Annotated in this window: 24 protein-coding genes and 2 pseudogenes; 13 read left to right on the top strand and 13 right to left on the bottom strand. The window is 68.2% G+C overall.

All coding sequences use genetic code 11. The features are described 5' to 3' along the window. Window positions 1–33 precede the first annotated feature (33 nt). The 6 genes from AC07F3_RS39180 to AC07F3_RS39155 all read left to right on the top strand — a co-directional run bounded on the left by AC07F3_RS39180 (window position 34) and on the right by AC07F3_RS39155 (window position 2,669). Window positions 34–384, top strand: coding sequence for a hypothetical protein (locus AC07F3_RS39180; RefSeq protein WP_479119685.1), 351 nt, complete (start codon window positions 34–36; stop codon window positions 382–384). 7 nt (window positions 385–391) lie between these two features. Continuing rightward, entirely contained in the window at window positions 392–652 is a 261-nt protein-coding gene (locus AC07F3_RS39175) for a hypothetical protein (protein ID WP_479119684.1), read from the top strand. A 133-nt stretch (window positions 653–785) separates the two neighbouring features. Beyond that, entirely contained in the window at window positions 786–1,235 is a 450-nt protein-coding gene (locus AC07F3_RS39170) for a winged helix-turn-helix domain-containing protein (RefSeq protein WP_479119683.1), read from the top strand. Between the two features lie 53 nt (window positions 1,236–1,288). Further along, window positions 1,289–1,678: a hypothetical protein gene (locus AC07F3_RS39165; protein ID WP_479119681.1), complete on the top strand. Its 390-nt coding sequence runs from the start codon at window positions 1,289–1,291 to the stop codon at window positions 1,676–1,678. Beyond that, window positions 1,635–2,039: an ArsR/SmtB family transcription factor gene (locus AC07F3_RS39160; protein WP_479119680.1), complete on the top strand. Its 405-nt coding sequence runs from the start codon at window positions 1,635–1,637 to the stop codon at window positions 2,037–2,039. Before AC07F3_RS39165 ends, AC07F3_RS39160 begins: the two co-directional genes overlap by 44 nt. A gap of 159 nt (window positions 2,040–2,198) precedes the next feature. Beyond that, window positions 2,199–2,669, top strand: coding sequence for a hypothetical protein (locus AC07F3_RS39155; RefSeq protein ID WP_479119679.1), 471 nt, complete (start codon window positions 2,199–2,201; stop codon window positions 2,667–2,669). 357 nt (window positions 2,670–3,026) lie between these two features. On the opposite strand, the gene AC07F3_RS39150 is transcribed toward AC07F3_RS39155, so the two are convergent. The 7 genes and pseudogenes from AC07F3_RS39150 to AC07F3_RS39120 all read right to left on the bottom strand — a co-directional run bounded on the left by AC07F3_RS39150 (window position 3,027) and on the right by AC07F3_RS39120 (window position 7,433). Beyond that, on the bottom strand, window positions 3,027–3,401 hold the full coding sequence (locus tag AC07F3_RS39150) for an STAS domain-containing protein (RefSeq protein ID WP_479119678.1): 375 nt from the start codon (window positions 3,399–3,401) through the stop codon (window positions 3,027–3,029). Window positions 3,402–3,567: 166 nt separating this feature from the next. Next, a pseudogene (locus AC07F3_RS39145) lies at window positions 3,568–3,678 on the bottom strand (YbaK/EbsC family protein); the annotation flags it as partial. Window positions 3,679–3,911: 233 nt separating this feature from the next. Beyond that, window positions 3,912–4,130 carry a hypothetical protein gene (locus tag AC07F3_RS39140; protein ID WP_479119677.1) on the bottom strand — a complete coding sequence of 73 codons (219 nt, stop codon included), beginning with the start codon at window positions 4,128–4,130 and terminating at the stop codon, window positions 3,912–3,914. 61 nt (window positions 4,131–4,191) lie between these two features. After that, the gene (locus tag AC07F3_RS39135; RefSeq protein WP_479119676.1) at window positions 4,192–4,632 is read right to left on the bottom strand and encodes a GmrSD restriction endonuclease domain-containing protein; all 441 of its coding nucleotides are present in this window, start codon (window positions 4,630–4,632) and stop codon (window positions 4,192–4,194) included. 27 nt (window positions 4,633–4,659) lie between these two features. Continuing rightward, entirely contained in the window at window positions 4,660–4,863 is a 204-nt protein-coding gene (locus tag AC07F3_RS39130; protein ID WP_479119675.1) for a hypothetical protein, read from the bottom strand. Between the two features lie 300 nt (window positions 4,864–5,163). Beyond that, entirely contained in the window at window positions 5,164–5,964 is an 801-nt protein-coding gene (locus AC07F3_RS39125; protein ID WP_479119674.1) for a hypothetical protein, read from the bottom strand. Between the two features lie 167 nt (window positions 5,965–6,131). Beyond that, window positions 6,132–7,433 (bottom strand): hypothetical protein, encoded by a 1,302-nt coding sequence (locus AC07F3_RS39120; protein WP_479119672.1) that lies wholly within the window; start codon window positions 7,431–7,433, stop codon window positions 6,132–6,134. Between the two features lie 940 nt (window positions 7,434–8,373). On the opposite strand from AC07F3_RS39120, the gene AC07F3_RS39115 reads away from it, so the two are divergent. Together AC07F3_RS39115 and AC07F3_RS39110 are read left to right on the top strand one after the other, a co-directional pair. Further along, window positions 8,374–9,693, top strand: a complete 1,320-nt coding sequence (locus tag AC07F3_RS39115; protein WP_479119670.1) for a DNA/RNA non-specific endonuclease — start codon at window positions 8,374–8,376, stop codon at window positions 9,691–9,693. 31 nt (window positions 9,694–9,724) lie between these two features. Then, the gene (locus tag AC07F3_RS39110; RefSeq protein ID WP_479119669.1) at window positions 9,725–10,774 is read left to right on the top strand and encodes a hypothetical protein; all 1,050 of its coding nucleotides are present in this window, start codon (window positions 9,725–9,727) and stop codon (window positions 10,772–10,774) included. 221 nt (window positions 10,775–10,995) lie between these two features. Here AC07F3_RS39110 and AC07F3_RS39105 read toward each other — a convergent pair whose 3' ends face one another. Together AC07F3_RS39105 and AC07F3_RS39100 are read right to left on the bottom strand one after the other, a co-directional pair. Further along, window positions 10,996–11,136 carry a hypothetical protein gene (locus AC07F3_RS39105; protein WP_479119668.1) on the bottom strand — a complete coding sequence of 47 codons (141 nt, stop codon included), beginning with the start codon at window positions 11,134–11,136 and terminating at the stop codon, window positions 10,996–10,998. 243 nt (window positions 11,137–11,379) lie between these two features. Next, window positions 11,380–12,240, bottom strand: coding sequence for a haloalkane dehalogenase (locus tag AC07F3_RS39100; protein WP_479119667.1), 861 nt, complete (start codon window positions 12,238–12,240; stop codon window positions 11,380–11,382). 111 nt (window positions 12,241–12,351) lie between these two features. Between AC07F3_RS39100 and AC07F3_RS39095 the strand changes: the two genes are divergently transcribed. The 3 genes from AC07F3_RS39095 (at window position 12,352) to AC07F3_RS39085 (ending at window position 14,229) form a co-directional block, all read left to right on the top strand. After that, window positions 12,352–12,948 (top strand): TetR/AcrR family transcriptional regulator, encoded by a 597-nt coding sequence (locus AC07F3_RS39095; RefSeq protein WP_479119666.1) that lies wholly within the window; start codon window positions 12,352–12,354, stop codon window positions 12,946–12,948. Window positions 12,949–13,105: 157 nt separating this feature from the next. Further along, the gene (locus AC07F3_RS39090) at window positions 13,106–13,657 is read left to right on the top strand and encodes a hypothetical protein (RefSeq protein ID WP_479119665.1); all 552 of its coding nucleotides are present in this window, start codon (window positions 13,106–13,108) and stop codon (window positions 13,655–13,657) included. A gap of 149 nt (window positions 13,658–13,806) precedes the next feature. Continuing rightward, window positions 13,807–14,229 (top strand): hypothetical protein, encoded by a 423-nt coding sequence (locus tag AC07F3_RS39085; RefSeq protein WP_479119664.1) that lies wholly within the window; start codon window positions 13,807–13,809, stop codon window positions 14,227–14,229. Window positions 14,230–14,324: 95 nt separating this feature from the next. On the opposite strand, the gene AC07F3_RS39080 is transcribed toward AC07F3_RS39085, so the two are convergent. The 3 genes from AC07F3_RS39080 to AC07F3_RS39070 all read right to left on the bottom strand — a co-directional run bounded on the left by AC07F3_RS39080 (window position 14,325) and on the right by AC07F3_RS39070 (window position 16,544). Continuing rightward, window positions 14,325–14,582: a hypothetical protein gene (locus tag AC07F3_RS39080; RefSeq protein ID WP_479119663.1), complete on the bottom strand. Its 258-nt coding sequence runs from the start codon at window positions 14,580–14,582 to the stop codon at window positions 14,325–14,327. Between the two features lie 371 nt (window positions 14,583–14,953). After that, complete coding sequence (locus tag AC07F3_RS39075; RefSeq protein ID WP_479119661.1) at window positions 14,954–15,730, bottom strand: dienelactone hydrolase family protein; 777 nt, start codon at window positions 15,728–15,730, stop codon at window positions 14,954–14,956. Window positions 15,731–15,938: 208 nt separating this feature from the next. Continuing rightward, window positions 15,939–16,544, bottom strand: coding sequence for a hypothetical protein (locus AC07F3_RS39070; RefSeq protein WP_479119660.1), 606 nt, complete (start codon window positions 16,542–16,544; stop codon window positions 15,939–15,941). A 248-nt stretch (window positions 16,545–16,792) separates the two neighbouring features. On the opposite strand from AC07F3_RS39070, the gene AC07F3_RS39065 reads away from it, so the two are divergent. Beyond that, window positions 16,793–17,551, top strand: coding sequence for a Clp protease N-terminal domain-containing protein (locus tag AC07F3_RS39065; RefSeq protein WP_479119659.1), 759 nt, complete (start codon window positions 16,793–16,795; stop codon window positions 17,549–17,551). Window positions 17,552–18,799: 1,248 nt separating this feature from the next. Here AC07F3_RS39065 and AC07F3_RS39060 read toward each other — a convergent pair. Next, complete coding sequence (locus AC07F3_RS39060; protein WP_479119657.1) at window positions 18,800–19,171, bottom strand: VOC family protein; 372 nt, start codon at window positions 19,169–19,171, stop codon at window positions 18,800–18,802. Between the two features lie 181 nt (window positions 19,172–19,352). Here AC07F3_RS39060 and AC07F3_RS39055 point away from each other — a divergent pair. Beyond that, window positions 19,353–19,541: pseudogene (locus tag AC07F3_RS39055) on the top strand (IS5/IS1182 family transposase); the annotation flags it as partial. Window positions 19,542–19,819 lie beyond the last annotated feature (278 nt).

Below are 19,819 nucleotides of genomic sequence, written 5' to 3'. Positions count from 1 at the left end.
CCGCCAACTCCCCTTGAACAAGGGAGGGACCCCATGCGTTTTCTTCAGCACCTCGCGAAACTGACCGCGCCCACCGTCCGCCGTCTCACACCGGCCGGATGCGCCTGCCCGTCGCTGCCCCTGACCCTCTTCGACGGCACCCCGCGCACCTACCTTCTGGACGACCCGGCCGCCTGCCCCGGCCCGCACGCCCGGCACGCCACCTACGACCTCCGCGTCCACCTCGCCTACCTGCTCGCCCACCAAGGCCACGAGGCGCACTGGCTCGCCCAGTTCACCGACCTGCCGCTGGCAGCCGCCCATCGCATCACCCGGGCCGCCGCTACTTCTCTGCCCGGTCATCCGTCCTCTCCCGCCCGCGCTACGTGCCCTGCACGGAGGTGAGTCACCCATGTCCGTTCTGACCGCCATTCACTTCCCCGTCCTCCACGCCACGCCCCGCAAGCGCGGTGGGGTGCGCGAACGGCTCGCCGATGTGCTGCGGCGGCTCGCCGCGAGCCCCCTGGACAGCACCGTCATCCGCGCGGTCCCCGGACCGGCAGCGGCACGAACCCCCACGGCCCGTGCCCGCAGTGGATCGGCTCCGCACGCCCACTGGCACCCAGTCACCGGCCCCGACGGCCGACGCCACCTGGAAGCCACCTGGCACTAGCACTGTCACCCCGGCCCCCGGCAGACGCCCACGCCCACGGGCACCTCGGCTGCCCCGTGCCGGGTAAATGACGCCTTCTTCGCGGCGCCCGTAGGGCTCCATCCCGTTTTGCGCTGATCCGACAGGAGGGGACATGCCCCTGAACTACCGGCTCGCCCACCGCGTTCACCGCGACCTGCTGCCCGCCTCCCCGGGGTCGCGGTGGCGTCGACGGGCGCGACCCGCCCCGCAGCCGCCGACCCCGTGCCAGACCACAGAGCTGCCCAGGGTCCCGCAGTACCGTGCGGGCGGTCTCGTCGTCGACTGCGGAACCCGCCGGGTTTCGGTCGACGGCCGCCACCTGGAGCTCACCTGCATGGAGTTCGAGCTCATCGCCCTTCTCGCAGCCCACCCGCACCGCGTCTACAGCCGTCGGCAACTGATGGAACTCGTCTGGCAGCAGAGCCCCACGGGCGACATGCGGACCGTCGACGTCCACATCGCCCGCCTGCGCCGCAAACTCGGCCCCGGCCACCGCGCGCTGATCCGCACTGTGCGGCAGGTCGGCTACGCCTTCGCCCCGCCACCCACAGCTCAGGACTGACCCTTCCATTCCGCCGACGGCCTGCGACATACACGTCTCGAAGAGGTGCCAACATGCGATTCCTGCCCCGCGTGGGCGTGCGGAAGACCGGACAGCCTGCCCGCTCGGCCTCGTCCCGGGCCGTCCTGCATATCCACTGTGACCGGCATGCACAGATCAAGGTGCGAGCCCTGTGCGTGCTGGCCCTCGCCGCGCCCGGTGCACGCCTCCTCGGCCTCCATGTCGACCAGGACGACGCGACCACTGCGCACCTGCGACTTGCGATCGCCCTGGACGACCCGGGGACCGTGCCCCTGGGCCAGCTGTCCCGCGAGCCCAGCGTGCGCGACCTGCACTGCCACCAGCCCCACGAGTACAACCCCCGGAGACGCAAGACCCAGCGGACAAGGAGGCCCTCCCGTGCACACCACTGCGGAACCCGTGCACACCACTGCGGAACCTGACATCACCTTCCCGCCCCTCCAGGCCCCGGCGGGAGTACTGCTCCCGGATGCTGAAGTGGCCTCCGTGGTCAGCGTGTTGAAGGCGCTGGCCGACCCCATCAGGTTACGTTTACTCCGATCCCTGGAGCATCAGGAACGCTCCGTGGGCGAACTGACGGAGCAGGTCGACGCCCCCTACGCCACGGTCTCGCAGCAGCTGGGCCGACTGCGGGCGACGGGCCTGGTGACCGTACGCCGCAGTGGCACCCGCATGCTCTACCGCAGCGTAAACCCGCCTGTCTCGGCACTCCTCGGAGCGGCCCTGCACCTGACAGCACAGCTGACACCGCCAGAGCCCAGCGACGGCGCGGAACGACCCTGAGGTCCACCGTGACCACTGCGGGACCCGCCCCCTTTGACCATTATTGCACATTCGTGCAAGTATTGAAGTGTGCGGGCGGGATCTGAGCCTGGCCCCTTCAACCGCGCCGACCGTTGCCCTGGCGTCGCGATGTGGCCGGCAACCGGGAAGGAGAATGAAGTGACAGTGATGATGCTTCGCCCTCACTCGCGGGAAGGGGCGGCCCTGATCACGGTGGCACTGGTGGCCCTGGTGGTCGCCGTGGAGCTCACCGTGCTGCGTCTGGCCTCGCCCGGGCTCCGTCCCGTCATTACGGGCTTCCTGCTCGGCGCGTCCATCGCCGTTCTCGCGATGACCGCCGTCCTGGCCCACCGGCACCGGAGGATCGCGGTCCGTCACAGCCCCTCCGCGTCGCCGGAGGCGGTCGACGCGTCCTGGTTCACCGCCCGGACCCTGGACGGATTCCCGATGGAAGCGGTCCGGCCCCTGCCGCTCGGCCCCGACGCCCCGGACCTCAACCGCCTCTACATGGCCTGGGTCCTGGCACTCCACGGCCACGACACCGCGTGGATCGTGGGCCGCCTCGGCCTGCCCCACCCTGCCGCGGCCCTCCTCGTCGACGCGGCGGACACACGCCAACACCAGGACTGAGCAGACCCCCCGCTCAGCCATTCGTCTCGATCCAGTGCAGGGGCAACCGGGAATCCTCGGCCATGACCTCCGGCGGGACGCCTGAGCGCCAGGCGGAGAGCGGCCCGGCCCAGGGTGGCTGCGCGGGAGGCCATTCCTGCATGCAGGACGCCAACGAAGGCGGCTTCAGGTCAGGCGCTTCCTCAGCCAGGTGGCGGGCGGCAGGCTGCACGGCGCGACGTCACACACTGACCCCTCAGCCCAGCCGGGTACATACCGGCGCCCGGCCCCGCGCGTAACAAGTCCGCAGCGCAGCGGTCGCGGCGAAGACATGGCTGACCTCCGCAGGCGCGGTAACGGGTCGGCGCCGGTACCGGTTCAGGAGCCACCATCCTGCTGGTGCCCCAGGGCCCGGTCGAACCCGACCCTCCGCAGAGCCGCCCATACGTGGGGCGAGGCACCGACCACCATCATGCGAGTGCCACTCAAACGTGCTTTCTTGAGCGCGGTGAAGAGCGGGATGATTCCGTCGGTGCTGATGTGTGCCACCTCGGACAGATCGACGTCGAGTGCCTCAGGCCGGCCCCTCAGAGCTTCGTCGAACAGGCCGCTGACCTCTTCGGCATTAGCAGCATCGATGTCTCCGCGCAGATGTACCGTCCGATATGCCGCCGGGCCGCTGCGCCGGAACCCACGTAGCAGAGAGTCAGCGCGGCGCTTCTGCGCAATGTGTCCTGACGGACGATGCGGCATGGAGCAGGCCTCCTGGACAGGCGGACGATCTCTCCGGCCAAACTGCTGGGGGTACCTGGAGCGGACTGTACGCCGTGCACGCTCGGAACACCCGCCGGGCGCGCTGCCTAAGCTCCAGCTTTTGGGCCGACTGGCCGCCGCCTCGGCTGCTCAGAGGGCCAGGCTCTCAAGGACCTTCAACTCCGGGAAGTTGTGCCAAGGCCCAGCCCGTGGCGATCAGCTTGCCGCGGCGCCGGCCGCTGCCGATCAGGACGAACGGAGTGTCCACCACGGCCGTGGCCTCGCGCCCGCAGGCGTGGACATGGTGCACCGGGAAGGCGAGCAGCGCCAGGATGACCGTCAGCAGCCCGTTCCAGGCCGGCCCGGCGCCGAGACGCCGACAGCCGAGCTCGGACATTTCACCCGAACCGGGCCCACCTAAGACTTCAAGACCCGGGCCCAGGACATCAGGGACGGGTGAGCCCTCTGCCGGACAGACGGCAGTAGCAGATCGCCGCCGGCGCTGTCCGTTCAGGCGGGAGCGACGGCCTGCCCACCGTGTCCGACCGCGGCCAGGACACGCTCGTGGTACTCCTCGAGCTCGCCGTCGGGCACGCGCGCGGGGCTGCCGGCCAGGGTGTACCACTCGTCCGCGCCCGTGTACTGGACGGCGACGGCGACCAGCTGGTCGGGGTGGCGGATGGTCTGGACGGTGAGGTCGCCGGTGATGACGCCGACCTCGACGGTCATCGCCCCGCCGGGCCCCTGGCGGTGACCTGACCGTCACAGACCACCGGTTCCGCAATGGCCATCAGCTGTCGCAGGTGTCGAGCATCTCACCGAGCGCGTTCTTCTCCGCCTCGCTGACATTGAGTTCATAGACGTGCTTCACGTCGATCCAGGCCCGCGAGAAGGTGCACCAGTACGACCTGAGCGGGGGCTTCCACAGGTCCGGCGTCTGGTCGCCCTTGGAGCGGTTGGAGGCGGCGGAGACGGCGGTGAGCTGGGAGTGGACGAGGTCGTTGGTGAAGGCCTTCCGCTTGGCGGTGTCCCGCCTGTCGGCGCCGGCCCGCCAGCCGGCGGCGAGCGGCACCATGTGGTCGATGTCGATCTGGCTCGCAGCCATCATCGTCTTGCCGTCGTACTCGCTGTACCACGTCCCTTGCACGGCACGGCACTTGTCGTCCTGGACCACGTTCTGGCCGTCCCTGTGAAGTACGACCTCGCGGGTGTCGCCCTGTCCGTACTGCATAGCCCATGGGGGGAACCTCGCCCGGCTTTAGCCGGTCATCGCATGCGGGGCCTCCACGTTCAACTCCCGAAGCTCGCCCTGGGCGACGTCGGCGGGAGGCGGTTCGGGCAGCACCCGGCGCAGCACCGGAGCGGGCGCTGCGGCCGCGGATGCCGGGGCGGCAGGCGCCAGAACAGAGGAGAGGCCGGCAAGGGAGATGGCGGGGCGCAGCCACCCACGAGGGGTGATCATGCGACAAGTGACAGCGGTCTCGACGGTGCGGTTCGATGTGCGTCACTCGTCCGAGGGTGCCTCTGCCGTCTCCTTTGCCCCTTGCCCGGCTGGGGCGGCCGAGCCCTCGCGTTGCTGGCGGTGAACGGGAGGCTCCCCTGTCTCGGCTCCCGCCGGGCCAAGGGCCGTGGCCCCCCCAACTCCAGGCAGGACATGCAATCGACTGGTGGCCAAGAGCCCCTCAGCGCACGGCTGTTGGCAGAGGTGGTCCCGTGATCGCCCCTGCGCGGTGGCGTCGATCAGCCGTGTGGGCAGGGTGGATCAGACGTGGCAGTGCACGTTGACGAGCAGGGTGTCGGCGGGCAGCGCGATGAGGTAGGACTGCACCCCCGGGTGTTCCCTGGCGAAGTCCGGCTCGTGGACGCACTCGAGGGGGCCGTGGCATGCGCCGTGCAGGGGAGCATCGCCTCTTTCGTACCACCATCCGCTGAGCGTCAGCAGGTTGCGCCGTGGCAGAAGGCTGAACTCGTAGGTCGCGACGTACTCCTCGCGGCTGCGTTGTCCGATTCCGGCCGGATTCCAGCCGAAAGAAAAGTGGTCCGCGATGTCGGGCCGGGCCAGTCCCGGCGCTACATCCACCCAGGCACGGACGGCCGGCTGCGCCTGGTAGTCGGCGGCTTCCGGCGATGTCTCGTACGAGGCTCTGGTCCCTCCGGCGGCCAGGTGACGGTAGAAAAAGACTGATTCGTCATACGGGGCATGGTGGCGGGAAACCACCTCCTGCCAGAGATCCCACACCCGGCCCGCGTGCGAAGCGGCTTCCGCCCGCAGGGCGTCGCGGAAGTCGATGAGTCCCCGCGGCCCTCCCGCGCACTCCCCGGGCGCCGCGGGCTCCAGCGAACCGTCCCAGCGGGGGCGATCAGCGACCAATCGCAGATCACCCTCATGACCAGCCAGCACCGGCAGGCCCGCGGAACTGCAGATCCGGTAGGTGTCCCACACATCGCGCTCCACAGCGCCCACACCGTCACTGGCAAACGGCGCCATCGCTTCCGCGACCGCCTCGTCCACCCTCTTCGCAGCAGAACCGGGCAGGCATACAGTGATCGACATTCCAGCCATCCCGGGATCGTATGCGCAGGTTTCACCACGCACCACCTCGTCGTCACATCGCGGGTTAGCGCAACAGGGCGCACCACACCAACGAAGCACGGTGGAGACGCGGAGGGCCCCGCACGGAACCGGGAGGTTGGGGGTTCACGTGCGGGGCCGCGCTCACTTGGGGGCCGTCAGACTCCGGTCAGGGTATACGTGCTGGTGCCGTCCTGCCTGCCGCTGGAGTACTGGCGGATCAGCTCACCGTCCGCGTACCGGTCGTGGCCCATCATGGAGCCGGTGTACTTGTTCTGCAGACCGATCTTCGTGCTGCCGGGTACGTCGCGGTAGATGTAGAAGCGTTGGAGGTCGTCCTCCCCGCAGGTGGCTGTCGTCAGGTAGGCCTGCTCCTGGTTGGCGATGTCAGCGGGGATGATCGCGCAACCGCCGTTGCCCCAGTTCCACAGGGACGCTTCGATGACTCCGTTCTTCTCCGTCACATTGCACAGCCGCCAGTTGTCGAGGTGGGCGCTGAAGAAGTTCGATTCGCGCAGGCGGATGCCGTCGTTGGCCAGGAGTGGTGCGCTCCAGTTCAGGGGCTTGCCGGGGACATCGATCCTGTAGGCGCCGGGTTGGCAGTTCAGGGCGGCGCGCGGCGCGGGCTTGGCTGCCTGGGTGGCCTTCATGCTCTGGGCGGCCTTGGCGGCTGTTGCGGCGTTGTCGGCGTCGTGCTTGACCTGGTCGGCCTTGGCCGAGGGGAGGGGACCTGCCGGATGCTTCGCGGTGGCGGCGGGGGAGCCGCAGTCGAGGAGGTCCTGTGCCTTGCGCATGATGCTACTGGCCGGGACGGTGTCCTGGCAGCGGACCGCGCCTTCTTCGAGGGTGGTGTAGGTGGTGTAGCTGCCGCTCTCGGGTCCATCGACCCACTTGGTGGCGTAGGTGCCGTTGCCAGTGTCGACGCGGTTGCAGTTCAGGCTGCCGTACTGCCCGGTGACCTTGCGGGTCCCCTCGTACAGGGCGTAGTAGCCGGGTCTGCGGAAGTCCCAGGAGATCGACTTGGACTCGCTGCTGGTGGTGCTGGAGGATATCTGCACATTCAGGCCCAGGCTCCCGCCCACCTGGCCGAGCAGCTCGACCTGGAAGCTGCCCTGGATGTTGGCGGAGAGGCCGACCTGGACCGTGACCACGGTCTGTGTACTGGTCTCGATCGTCTGGGAGCCCGTTGACCCCTCGGTGACGTACCAGCCCTTGAAATGCGTGATCGTCGGAACGACCTGTGTGGACTTGATGTACGGGTAGCGCTTGCCGAGGTCAGCCGACGTACATGGATCGCCGAGCTTAGGTTGACCGGCCGCCGCAGTGGCCGGCTTGGCCACAGCCGTAGCCGCCGCGGTCGGGGCGGCCGTCGCCGTCGTGGCGGCGAGCGCGGAGGCAGCGACCGCGGTGAGGACTGTCAGCCCTCGTCTCCAGAGGCCGGATGATCGTGAATGATGCATCGTGCTCATCCCCCTTGGACCAGGCTCCGCGTTGAGGCAGGTGCGAGTCCCGGCCGGTGGTGTGGTCGGTGTGATGGCGCGTGGTTCTTGACCAGGATGAACTTAGCGTCGGCAGCGGCGGAGTGACGATGACGGAATCGGCCGGTCCGGGGCGCAATCCGTGGCCATTCACGGACTGTTCGGCAGGCTTGCCCTGAACGGTTTCATCAGAATTTCACTGCGGAGATATAACCCGCCGCAACCAGCGTGCAGATGGGTTGCCTGGCCGTGAATCCACTGCCGTCCCAGCGGCATTTGGTGGTGGCGTACCAGTTCCTCATCACCTGCCGACGCGGCCGACCGTCATCAAATAGTCACAGCATTCGGCCAATTCGTGGATTCCGAAATCAAACGCCTTCTGCAGCCGGGGTGGCCTGGAAATTTGTGCGCTTGCCCGAACGGCTCTATGAACGACGGAAGCAGGGCGTCATCAGCACAGTGAAGGGACTCCAGCAAAGGCGGCGCGCCTGCCCTCTGGGGGTTCCGTCTGAGCCAGTGGCGGACATTTCGATCGAGGAGACCATGTCAGGGCAAGCCAGCCGACCCTCGCCGCGCGAAATCACTGATGCCGCACCTCTCCCCGGGCAACGTCGCCTGCCCGAGAAGAGACAGGCCCGCCCAAGGGCCGCATCTGCACGGCGCAGAGGAATCCCCTGTGAACCGCGATCAGATGCGCTGCCGGGCCGACTGCGGGTGCGAGCACCAGAGTCGGCCGGTGCCTGACAAGGCCATGGCCCAGCGGCACGGTACGACAAACTCGCCTGCCGCCGAGCCGAGCGACCCGTAGCTGATTGCCGACTGTGCCCCACTGCCGGCCCGGCAGCGTCCCTGACGAGCCCCAAGCGCATCGGTACGCGCACCGAGCCGTAGCAACCGGAAAACATGCAGAAAGAGGATGGACATGTCCATACCAGGTTTACGCAGCCACCGCGGAGGGCGGGACCGAAAGCCGAACAGGCTGCGCCGCGCCCTGTCGGGGGCGACGATGGCCGCGACAGCCGCAGCTGTCGCGTTCAGTGGTGGCACAGCGACGGCCGCCTCCGCACCCACCTATCCGGCCGACCGCGGGAGCGCCGTCACGGAAGGCCCGACGGAACACACCATCACGTCCAGGATGACTACGGTGCGGGTGGCGGAGCTGGTCACCACAACCCCGGACCGCGCGGGCAACGTCACCGTGCGGCTGGCCGACGGGAAGACCATTCCCATCCCGGCGGCCCACAAAGACCTAGTGATGCGCCGCGCCGCCCAGCAGGCTAAGGCCCAGCTCAAGGACGCCGAGCCCAAACTATGCGGCATTTTCTGGCTCAAACTCAAGGAGAAGTCCAACCACCACCCGTTCGCCATGGAGACCGGGTTCGATGTCTTGGGCGGGGAAGCCATCGGCTACAAGTGGCGCGTCACCATCAAGGGGCCGAACAACTACGCCCACGAGTACACCGATCAAGGCAACCTGCTCTTTCGCGATAGCTGGCAGGGCGGCTACACGAGCGACAAGGACCAGGACGAGGGACTCTACACAGCCGAGATCGACCCCGACGTATCCCACTTCCAGTACGTGAGCGGCGACATCTGCCATGCCGAGCCGGCACGCAAAACGGAGCGTCTCACCAAGCCGAAGGCCGCATGCCTGAAGATGATGCAGGCCAATTCCGGCGACGGGTGGATCCTCAACACCACCCAACCGGTCCCGCACCGCAACCAGACCGACCCGACCAGCCCGGCCGGTACCCGGGCAGCCGGGGCGCAGGCCTGCCTGCGGAAGAAACTCGGCGACGGCAGCGTGGCTTCGGGGGACATCACCGGCTGGCAGGACGCGCAGACATTCGCCCGCCCTTACGCCGCGCCCGGTACCCCAGCACCGTACGGGCTCGCCCGGTGCCACCTGATCGCCAAGATCCTCGGCGGGAAAGGGCAGACACGGGACGGCGGACAGGACAACCTCGTCCCCTGCTGGCAGGTGGGGATGAACACCGGAACGCCCAGCATGTGGACCTACGAGACGGCTGTGAAGGACGCAGTTGACGCGGCCACCATGGGCCCGGACGATGCGGTCTACTACCAGGTGACACCCCTCTACAAGGACGACGCCAGCACGATCCCCACGGGCGTCACCATGAGTGCCGCGGTCCAGCGTGCGGACGGAACACAGAGTCTGCTGCCCATAGCCGGCGTCACCAACACCAAGGGGAACACCGGGCTGCTCAACCTCGGAAACTGATCTCAGCCATTTAGTGCCTACGGGAGCCAGTATGCGTCGCACCACCCCGCCGCGGCCGCTCGACGTCACCGCGCTCTTCCCTCAACTGGCCCCGCTGGCACGCACGGCGACCCGGCTACACCCCCGCCCCGGATCACCGTCCGTGCACGACAGCTCTGTCGGCGGGCCGCTGCTGTGGCCCGCCGACGAGCCGTGGCCGCACTGCGAAGAACCACACGACCGGCACGGTGCGAGCGCAGGCCCCTCGCCAAAGGACGTGCGGTTGCTGCGTCGCCACCGGGCGGCAATAGAAGACCGGCGGCGCCGCGATCCTCAGGGCCCCTGGGCCACACCTGAGGAACTGGCGACCGACAACCGGCTCCAGGCCGGCAGCCCGTGGCCCAAGGGCCCGATCGCCATGCTGCCCGTGGCCCAGCTGTACGTGCGTGACATCCATCAACTCCGCACGCTCGGGCCGTCCGAGGCCGATCTCCTCCAGGTCCTCTGGTGTCCCTTCGACCACCCGGCGAACCCCAGGCCCGTACTGCTCTGGCGATCCGCCGCCGAGGTCACCGATGTCCTCGGCGCCCCTCCCGAGCCCTCCGCGATCCAGTTCTCCGCCTATCTGCCCGATCCCTGCCTGTTCGCACCGGAGCAGGTCACCGAGTACCCGAACTTCCTGGAACTGAGTAAGGAGCTGCAGGAGCAGCTGGGCGACTGGAACAGGTGGCAGGCAGCCGGATCAGCGGTGGACAGCTCCTACGAGCCCGCCCCGGAGGAGTTCTATCTGAACCACCTCTCAGTCTCCCCCGGTTGGAAAATCGGCGGCTGGAGCAGCTGGGGCCTCACCGACCCCATGCCCCGGCGCTGCCCCGAGTGCGACACCGAGATGGACCCGTTGCTGACGATCGCCTCGACCGAATGGGACGGTGGCAGCGAGAGCTGGGCCCCCATCGACGACCAGTCCGGCGACACACCGCCCCTGCCGCAGGGAAATCCCCCGGCGAACTTCACCAGAGTCGTCCTAGCCGGGGGCTATGGCATGCAAATTTACATCTGCCCGGCATCCCCAGACCATCCGCACATTGACCTGATTCAGTGAGCGACTCGACTTTCGCCGCTTTCACCGACTGGGTTTGAGTCCGCAAGCCTGTCCGAAACTGGCGAAGTCAGCTGTGCCAAATCCGTCAACGGCCCTTACCCCTGATCATGAGTCGGGTCGGGACATGGCGGAGGCGGACATCCGAGGAACACCGGGTGTGGCTTTCAACGGCCGCCTAGCGCCCGCAGGGTGAGACTCCCCCGCTGCGTGAGTGGTGCTGATCAGCAGGTCGGGGTGGGGTGATGGGCGGTCAGGTTCGCTTGTTCGGCCGTCGCCTGGTCGGTGTAGTGCTTCTCCTCGAACTCGATCAGACTGAGGAAACCGAGCCGTTTCTGGATGAGCCGGGAGTTTATAGAAACCATCGATGTACTCGACGCCAGGCTGCCGCCACGGTGGAGATTCGCTCAGATCTCGGCCGATGGCACCCGGACGAGATCACGCAATGGACCACAGCCGTGGACACTGACTTCGGCTCGCCAGGGTGATCTTTGCTGAAGTTCCTGATGAGGATGGGGTGTTGGTGGTAGTCCGTGGTGTGTGAGATACGCGGATGGAGGCGGGCTGACTGTCGCGGGGCGTCAGCGCCGGCCGAGGCCTGCGGCGGCTCACGGGAACCGGTTGGCGATCGCGGATGTGATCCGCTCTGGTGTGTCCTCCTGGATGAAGTGCCGCGCATTGGGCTGTTCGACCACCTCGAGGTCGCTGAACGAGGCGCAGATCCGTGGCAGGCACGCCTTGGCCCGGAACACCATGTCCCGCATTCCCCACACCGCCAGAGCCGGCTTGTCACCGAGGAGGGCAGGCACGTCGTGGGCGAGCTGCTCCAGCAGGGGGCGTGCGGCCCGGATCTCGCCGGGCATGACGGCGAGGCCGCGTCGCGCTTCGCTCGTGGGTTGCACCATGCGGTAGTGGTCGGCCTCCGCCGGGGAAAGCGTGGGGCCGAGCCTTCCCAGCAGGAACTGCTCGACGAGAAGGTTCTGGTCGAGGATGCGCCGGCGCATCGGGCGGCTGCTCATCACCACGCTGAACGCCCGGTTCGCCAACGGCTCGATCGGCCAGAAGGCGGTGTTGCCCAGCACGATCCCCCTGACCCGGGCAGCCCGCGCGCTTGCCGCCCCCAGGCCGATCGGGCCACCCCAGTCATGCCCCATGAGAACGAAGCCGTCCAACTGGAGATGGTCGATCAATTCACCCAGGACCGTCGTGTGCTCGGCGATGGTGTACCCGAAGCCTCCCGGCCGTTCGGACAGTCCGAAGCCCAGGTTGTCCACGGCGATGCACCGGTACCGGCCGCGCAAGCCCTGCACGATGTGACGATAGAGGAAGCTCCAGGTCGGAGAGCCGTGGCAGAACAGCAGCGCTGGCCCGGCCCCCTCGTCGATGTAGTGCAGCCGGCCGGCCGACGAATCGAACCAGCGCGACTCGAAGGGGTACAGGCTCTGGTCCGGAGCGAAGTCGATCATCATTGCTCTCTCCCCCTTGGTTTGCGCCTCGTCCTCATATGCGCGCGGGCGGCAGCAGCCCACTACAGATGTAGAGCGTATGTGGTTGGGACTCTACACCTGTAGGGTCGAGTCATGTCTTCGAGTGCGACGGGTGGAAGTGATCGACGCCGGGCGATCGCCGACAACGGCATCCGCATCATCGCCCGTGACGGTGTTCGGGCGCTGACACACCGAGCCGTCGACCGGGAAGCGGGAATACCGCAAGGATCGACCTCCTACTACGCCAAGACGCGGCATGCGCTCCTGGAACTCATCGTCGACGAACTCGCCGATCGCTCGAGGGCCGACGCCGACGAACTCGCAGCCGTCCTGAACACGACCGTCGATGACGGACGCCGACTCGACATCGCAGAGCTTGCCGCGATGATCGCCGGACTCGTCGAGAGCCTCGCGGCGCGGCGCGACGACATGCGAGCCCGCTACGCGCTCCTCCTTGACGCACCGCTGCTGCGACACAAGCTGACGACGCATTCCGAAGTCCACGCCATGACCCGGCAGGTGACGGCATCGGCCCTCGCCAGGGCGGGTCTGTCCTACTCGCATGACCGGGTGGAGGAACTGATCGCCCTCACGGACTCGCTGTTGTTCCACCGCACGGCCATCAGCGAGGCCACCTCGCTGGAGACCATTCTCGCCGCCTACCTGCGCGGCACTGCCCTGACCCGGTGAGCGTTTCCGGCAAGCGAACGGCTCCGAACGAACTCGCTGTCGCGGCTCCGCGACCATCTTCGAGGTACCCCCGGCTCCGATGCCCTCTCACTGGGCACTAAAGCGATGTGATGTCCCGTCGGCTGACGGGCCGCGCGACCCCATCCTGGCGCGGCGCATGACCAGCGGGGGAACTCGCCCTCGGCGCGGTGTTGGTACGACTGTAAGAGCACGAGCGGGAGATCGCCGCGCAGGCAGAGCAGACTCGCGAGCAGATTATGCAGCTCACCGCGATGCCGACCATGGCCAGCCCCTGCCGGACGCGAAGTGCACGCCGGGCGCGCTGAATCCGGAGGTCACCCCGGCGACGCTGAAGGAGACGATCGGCAAGTCCGGCTACACCTCGACGATCCGGCCGCCGGAGGCGGTCACGGGGCCGGAGAAGACCGCGAACGCCAAGTCCTACGGTTTCACGGGCAGTCTTCACGACGCCGAGTACGACCACCTCCTCTCCCTCGAGCTCGGCGGCGACCCCAACGATCCGCGCAGCCTGTGGGTCGAGCCGCCCTCCCCCGGCCAAAAGCCCGGAGCCGGCCCCAACAACCCCAGAGACCAGGTCGAGTCGGAACTGCATACCGCCATCTGCTCCGGCAAGGCCCAACTCAGCGCCGCGCAGAACGCCATCGCCACCGACTGGCCGGGCGCCCTCGCCAAACTCGGTCTCAGCTAGCGGTACTTCGCCGAGTCTTCCTGGCGGCCGATGACGGACGGCCGCCGATGACGTCTTCTCGGCCTGTCGCTCCTTCCTCGCTGCTCTGTTCCCGCTTGCCGGACGGCAGGATGCGTGAACTTGACGACCCTGAGCGGCTGGAGTGGCCGTTGAACTATGACCGCGACGCAGCGGGCCTCGCGTTCGGCAGGCTGATACGTCGGCTCGAGACGGACTTCGGGACCCGGTGCGAGTTCGAGCAGGACACCCAGGACTCCAGCGAGTACGGGCGGCTTCGCGTGCCGGCGGACGCGACGGTCTGCGGCACACGGATCGTGGTCTGCGTGAGCAAGTTCGGTTCGCTCGCCGAGGTCTGTGCCGACAGCCCGGGAGCCTTCCTCGGCACGCAAGAGGCCCACGAGGAGGGAGCACTGGACCTCGGCGATCTCGCCACCGTGGAGCGGGCGCTGGCCGACCTCGGCTACGTGAGCGTCCCCGAGGAACTGCTGGAAAGCGACTACGAGGGCCCCGGTGCGCCGCGGCACTTCGCAGCGCGGTCCACCTGGAGGACGCGGTTCTTCGGCAGCCTGTGACCCGTCTCCCGGTCGGGGGCTCGCAGCAAAAGGGGCGCGGGGGCCCTGGCTGCTTCATCGAGTGAATGACTGACTGCCCTTGATCGCCCTCGCGTTCAGGTGAGGGTGATCCGCAGCTCGTACGGCTGGCCGCTGCTGATGGCGTCGGCCTGCTCGCGTAGATCCGCCGCGGTGAACCCAAGGAGCGCCTGGTCGGCAGCGCGGCGCAGCAGCGGCACGATCCGGGCCGGCGGCTGGCCCCGGTGGGTGGCGGCCAGGGCGGTGAAGGCCTGCTGGTAGGAGGCGTCGTAGGTGCCCGTGCTGTCGGCGAGAAGCCGGGGCAGCGCCTGCTTGTCGATGCGGATCGTACCCACGTCCACTCCCTGGTCCCTCGGCCCGGCCGGTCCGGTCCCAGGTCGCCGACGCCAGAGGGAGCCACTGACAGTTCGGTCGGGGTGTGCGCCTATCGGCCACCGCCATTGTCGTGCCACGGCCGCCACGGGAAGATGGCCTCGGTCTTGGGAAGTGGGGCCCGACCCCGCAGCTGCAATGCCGGGGTCGGGCTTTGTTCACGAGAACCGAACCGACAGCACCTGTACACGAGTCTGCAGCGCTGGAAGGCTCCACAGAAATCGCACCGTTCATGACTTCAGGCCGCATGGGCCCCCTGCCGAGCGTTCAGCAAGGGGCCCACGGTGTAGACGCAGGACCGGGACCGTCCTAGACGAGCGGTAAGCCGCTGGGCTCAGCTACCGTCTGCTGCCGGTCTGGCGGCCCGGCCTCCTTTCAGGTGCCGTGTGAAGAACTGGGCCGCGGCCTCGCCCGCGAACTGCGGGACGCCGGTGTGGCCGCCCATGTTGGCCTCCAGGGTTTTCTCCGTGGAGCCGAAGGCGTCGAACAGGTCCAGGGCGGCCTGTCGGTCGTTGCCCTCGTCGTCCCACTGCAGCAGGACGTACAACGGAATGGTGACCCGCCGCGCCTCCTCGAACATGGCGCGCGGCACGTAGCTCCCGGCGAAGAGGCCGGCGGCCGCGATGCGCGGGTCGACCGCCGCCAGTCGGATGCCGATGGAGATCACGCCTCCCGAGTAGCCGACTGGTCCGCCAACCTCGGGCAGTGCGAGGAACGCGTCCAGGGCGGTCTGCCATTCCGGGACCGCCTTGTCGACCAGCGGGAGGATGAGGGCGTCGACGAGGTTGTCGCCGACCGGTTCACCGGCCTGCAGGGTTCGGCGCAGCTCGGCGCGGGCCTGTTCCATGGCGGGCCAGCGGGGGCGGTCCCCGCATCCGGGGAGTTCGACGGTGGCCGTCGCGAAGCCTTGCGCCGCGCAGTGCCGGGCCCGGGCCGCAAGTCGGGGATACATCCTCGCCAGCCCGAGGGTCGGATGGCCGAGCAGGATCAGCGGCACCGGTGCGGAGGCGGAGGCGGATTCGGGCGTCCAGAGGAAGCCGGGGATGTCGCCGAGGGTGAAGGCGCGCTCGCGGACGCCGTCGTCGAGACGCTGCTCAGAAGTGAGATGCATGGTCGTGCCTTTCGGGAGTGCACTGGAACGGCGCTCCCGGACGACCTGCCTATCGCCCGACCGTGACCCCTGAGGAGAGCACCCACGTCGATACGTTCACGGGTACCACCTCCTCAATCTCTCGCACGGCCTCCGCGAATGTAACAGGGGCCGAACCGGGTCCGTCAAACGGTTTTTGCGGAGTCAGGTACATCAACTCAGGTAGCGGTCAGCGGTAGGGGCTCCAGCGGCCGAACCGGGCCAGCGTCTTGCGGGTCTGATCCTCGCTCAGCCCCAGGGCAGCCGCGGCCTGAGGGAGCGTCGCGTCTCGCCGGCTGTTGTGGGCCGCCCAGTAACCCACCTCAACAGCCGTCACCTCCAGTCGGCGGGCCGCACGCAGGGCCGCCAACGGCGACGTCCTCTCCAGCTTCTCCAACTCGGCATGCAACTGCTCCAGCAGAACGCTCACCGCCTCAGGAAGCGGAATGGCGGAGCGCTCCACGTCCTCCATGTGCGCGTCCCACTCGCGCGTGCACCCATCCGCCACAGTCTCCGCCGCCTCAGCCAGCGGCCGATCCCCGATCTCGTCCCAGTCCAGCCGGCGCGCAGGTCCGCTCCAACCGCAGGAACACACCGCGCGCAGCGCGGCCGCCCGCGGGCCACCCCACGGGCGGCCGTCGTAGATGCTCCACTGCGACACCGACTGACCCCCCGGCCCTGAACTCGACGCGAGGTGGACCGGTGAGGGAACGGTGCCGTCAGCCAGGAGCACACCGACCGAGCCGGTGTGGGAGGCGCCGAACTCCTCTGTCGTCCATGTCTCCTGCTCGCCCATGACGCCCCCTCCGGTCCTCGACACCCCTGCGTACGCCCAGCGCGGGCATACACGGACCACGCTGCCGCACCCCGGTTCGACGTGCGACGGATTCACGCAAACCAGCCCCGATCCGCCGACTGACACAACCCGCTCCTGGAGCCGCTGTGACTGAGCGCGTTTCCCCAGGCTCAACAGCCCGACAGCGCACCCTGTACAGGTAACCCTATTGGGGTTACCTTGGGGTTATTACCTGGGAGGTGGGTGCGATGCCGAAGATCAACGTCTATCTGCCCGATGATCTGGCCGAGGCGGTCAAGGAGGCCGGTGTGCCGGTGTCGGCCGTATGCCAGCGGGCCCTGGAGCTAGCAGTGCGACGGGTGAGCGCCATCCGTGAAACGCCCCTGGCCGATCTCGACGGCGAACCGACCGGCGCGCTGGCACACTTCACCGCCAGGACGCGTACCGTGCTCAAACTGGCGGTGGAGCAGGCCCGGGAAACCGGCGCGCCGAGGATGGGCACCGAGCATCTGCTGGGCGCCATGCTGGGCGAGGGCACCAACCTCGCTCTCCACGTGCTGCGCGCCATGGAGATCCAGCCGGAGCAGGTCGGGCGTGATCTGGCCCGTCGGAGGCCCGAGACGCCGGGGACGGACCTGCCAGACGCAGATCCGCGCCGGTTCGACGGGCCTGCGGCCAACGCCCTGGAGCTGGCGGTTACCGAGGCAACCTCGCTCGGCCACAACTACATCGGGTGCGAGCACGTGCTGCTCGGACTGATCGCGGAGCCCGACGGAGTCGGCGGACAGGTTCTGCGGGCCTGCGGCGCCGACCTCAAGCTCGTTCGCCGCGCCGTCACCGCCGCGCTGGCAGGCTACGTTCACCTGCGGGCCGAGAGCGGCCAGGGGCAACCGGCGGCCGCCGGCGCGCAGCAGGCCCTCGCCGCGGCCATCCGTCAGGAACTCGAACCGCTGACCAAGCGCATCGCACAGGTGGAGGAGCATCTCGGTCTGAACCCGAAGGCCTGAATCACCGTGTTCAGACCCGATAGCGGTATGCCGCCCCATCAGAAGCGACGCTACGGCCAACGTCTCCTTCCGCTGTGGCAGCGGTTGCTCCTGCTGACCGCCCTCGCTCTCCTCGTCTGGGGACCTCTCTGGTGAAACGTGTGCCGATGCTGTCGATCGGCGACACACTGGCCCATGTCCGCGACGCAGAGCAGCCCCGAGCGCCACGGCAGCGGCCGGCGGGAAGGGCGGGCTTGAACGAGAGACATCCGTCGGCTGATTCATGGGCGGCAATGCAGAAGCCGCCTTGTGGATTCTCTCCCGCCCGGGCAGGGGTGTCGTCCCCCGGTCGAGGGACGACACCGTCCGTCCGGGCCACCACCCCCAGACAGCCCTCCGAGTAGAGCGAACAGGCTACTTCCGGCCCGCGTTCCTCGCGGCCTGCTTCGCGTCCCTGCACTCTGGGGGCCTCTCGTGCAAGGCTGCCTGGACCAGCAGGTCACCCCGATCTGCACGTGGCCGCGCCGCCTTCTCACGCAGCGCCTGGCATCCAGGACAGTTCTTCTCCACCGGCTCACCCTGCGGGATCCGAGCCCCGCGGGGGCGGCGGCCCACGTGCCCGTCCCCGAAGGTGTGGGACATACCGGGGCCCCGGCGGGCGCGGACCGGTAACCCCCACCCCTGCACGGTCGTTGACGAGACGGTCAAGGAAGAAGTGCACGAAGAGTGTCCCGGGACCACGGTCAGATCCCGGGACTTCGTGCTTCCCACGCGGGAACGGGGCGCGCCGGACGGGCTGGTGTCCGTGGACGCCCAAGGGAGCCGCAACGACGACGAACCGCGGGCGCACGCTAACTCCACCGCGCGCCCGCCCGGCGGGTGACACCCCAGGCGGGCTCGGGGCGTGTCGCGGCACGAGGTCACCGCAGCAACAGATATTCCCGGCACGGCCTCTCCCAGGGCCGCCCCTCCAACCAGCACGGTGCAGCAGTACGCGCCTGCCCCGTGCCGGGACCGGCAATCAGGACGCCGGCCACGAGGCTGCCGGGCAACACACAACCCTCCCCCGGGTCCGGCAGCCTCCTCACCCGCTCACAGATCCCCACTCGCCGGGCTTGCCTGCGCTCGCCATCGACGGGGCACAAGCGCGCGAATCCTTGCTTGCGGACGATCGTTGAACCCAAAACCGTCAAGTCAACGGCTGCGGAGATGGCGTATCGGCTCGGCAACCCCGATGGCATGCCACACTCATCGCCGCGAGAACGCCAATCAGCGCGTGACGATGCAGAAGGGATGCCCAGCGGGATCGGTGAGTACCCGCGCTTTGTCCCCGTGCGGCTGGTGATCCGGCTTGCCCGCACCCAGCTCCAGCAGCCAGGCTTCGGCCTCGTCCAGGCTCCCCGCGACCTTGAAGCAGATGTGAAGCTGCTGGGGAACGATCTGGTCAGGCCAACTCGGAGCCTGGTAGTCCTCGACCCGCTGGAAGCCGATGAAGAGTCCGTCCTCACGGTTGAGACCGGCGAACTCGGCGTCCGACTTCGGGTGCGGTTCAAAGCCGGTGGCCTGCTGATAGAACGCCGCCAGAGCCAGCGGATCAGGGCAATCGAGTGTTATCGCGACCAGTTCCATCTGCAGGGGCATGAGACCTCCGAGCCGATCAGTGGACTTCCGTGCACGCCATAGAGGCGGCTGCCTACCGTTGAGCGGGACGGGGAAGAGCGCGTTCGTTCCACTCAACCGTAAGCACAGCAGGTCAGAGCCCCACCATGCCAACAGTTATCTGGGACAGGACACCAGATCACCCTGCACCTCGCCCGGCGGCACCGGGCACGGCTCCGGCCTGGTCGTGTACCGCTGGGTCGTGGAAGCAACGATCGCGCTGCTGCACTGGTTCCGCCGGCCACGCACCCGCTGGGAGATCCGCGACGACATCCACCACGCCTTCGTCACCCTCGGCTGCGCCGTCATCTGCCGGCGACGACTGCGCACCGCACCTGGCTGGGAGCCATAAGGCGCGCCCTTCCACGCCTTCACGGGCCGCCAACGGCCCCGCAATCCCTTGGCCGATCATCGAGAACGCGCCCCCTCCATGGCTCCTGGCCGATCAAGGTTCGAAGTTCAAGATCAGCCAATGACTCGACTGAATCCCATCGCGCCACCCCGGCGCGTGTTCACGCGGGCGCGTGGTGGCGGAGGGTCTGTCCAATCAACGGCTGATCTTGGTTGTTGAGGTTCAGTTGTTGGCCGGGGTGAGCCGGCCTTCGAAGGCGATCTGGAAGGCGTTTAGGG

Source organism: Streptomyces sp. NPDC045846 (assembly GCF_056431605.1).
Note: the sequence above shows the minus strand (reverse complement) of the source record. Positions and strands in the feature narration are given on the sequence as shown.

Excerpts from the sequence above, each read along its gene's own strand:
- AC07F3_RS39165 (WP_479119681.1), top strand. The coding sequence starts at position 1,289 with ATGCGATTCCTGCCCCGCGTGGGCGTGCGGAAGACCGGACAGCCTGCC.
- AC07F3_RS39135 (WP_479119676.1), bottom strand. The coding sequence starts at position 4,632 with ATGCAGTACGGACAGGGCGACACCCGCGAGGTCGTACTTCACAGGGAC.
- AC07F3_RS39105 (WP_479119668.1), bottom strand. The coding sequence starts at position 11,136 with ATGGTTTCTATAAACTCCCGGCTCATCCAGAAACGGCTCGGTTTCCTC.
- AC07F3_RS39175 (WP_479119684.1), top strand. The coding sequence starts at position 392 with ATGTCCGTTCTGACCGCCATTCACTTCCCCGTCCTCCACGCCACGCCC.
- AC07F3_RS39140 (WP_479119677.1), bottom strand. The coding sequence starts at position 4,130 with ATGACCGTCGAGGTCGGCGTCATCACCGGCGACCTCACCGTCCAGACC.
- AC07F3_RS39075 (WP_479119661.1), bottom strand. The coding sequence starts at position 15,730 with ATGCATCTCACTTCTGAGCAGCGTCTCGACGACGGCGTCCGCGAGCGC.
- AC07F3_RS39150 (WP_479119678.1), bottom strand. The coding sequence starts at position 3,401 with ATGCCGCATCGTCCGTCAGGACACATTGCGCAGAAGCGCCGCGCTGAC.
- AC07F3_RS39170 (WP_479119683.1), top strand. The coding sequence starts at position 786 with ATGCCCCTGAACTACCGGCTCGCCCACCGCGTTCACCGCGACCTGCTG.
- AC07F3_RS39180 (WP_479119685.1), top strand. The coding sequence starts at position 34 with ATGCGTTTTCTTCAGCACCTCGCGAAACTGACCGCGCCCACCGTCCGC.
- AC07F3_RS39130 (WP_479119675.1), bottom strand. The coding sequence starts at position 4,863 with ATGATCACCCCTCGTGGGTGGCTGCGCCCCGCCATCTCCCTTGCCGGC.
- AC07F3_RS39065 (WP_479119659.1), top strand. The coding sequence starts at position 16,793 with ATGCCGAAGATCAACGTCTATCTGCCCGATGATCTGGCCGAGGCGGTC.
- AC07F3_RS39070 (WP_479119660.1), bottom strand. The coding sequence starts at position 16,544 with ATGGGCGAGCAGGAGACATGGACGACAGAGGAGTTCGGCGCCTCCCAC.
- AC07F3_RS39060 (WP_479119657.1), bottom strand. The coding sequence starts at position 19,171 with ATGCCCCTGCAGATGGAACTGGTCGCGATAACACTCGATTGCCCTGAT.
- AC07F3_RS39110 (WP_479119669.1), top strand. The coding sequence starts at position 9,725 with ATGCGTCGCACCACCCCGCCGCGGCCGCTCGACGTCACCGCGCTCTTC.
- AC07F3_RS39095 (WP_479119666.1), top strand. The coding sequence starts at position 12,352 with ATGTCTTCGAGTGCGACGGGTGGAAGTGATCGACGCCGGGCGATCGCC.
- AC07F3_RS39115 (WP_479119670.1), top strand. The coding sequence starts at position 8,374 with ATGTCCATACCAGGTTTACGCAGCCACCGCGGAGGGCGGGACCGAAAG.
- AC07F3_RS39100 (WP_479119667.1), bottom strand. The coding sequence starts at position 12,240 with ATGATGATCGACTTCGCTCCGGACCAGAGCCTGTACCCCTTCGAGTCG.
- AC07F3_RS39125 (WP_479119674.1), bottom strand. The coding sequence starts at position 5,964 with ATGGCTGGAATGTCGATCACTGTATGCCTGCCCGGTTCTGCTGCGAAG.
- AC07F3_RS39090 (WP_479119665.1), top strand. The coding sequence starts at position 13,106 with ATGACCAGCGGGGGAACTCGCCCTCGGCGCGGTGTTGGTACGACTGTA.
- AC07F3_RS39120 (WP_479119672.1), bottom strand. The coding sequence starts at position 7,433 with ATGCATCATTCACGATCATCCGGCCTCTGGAGACGAGGGCTGACAGTC.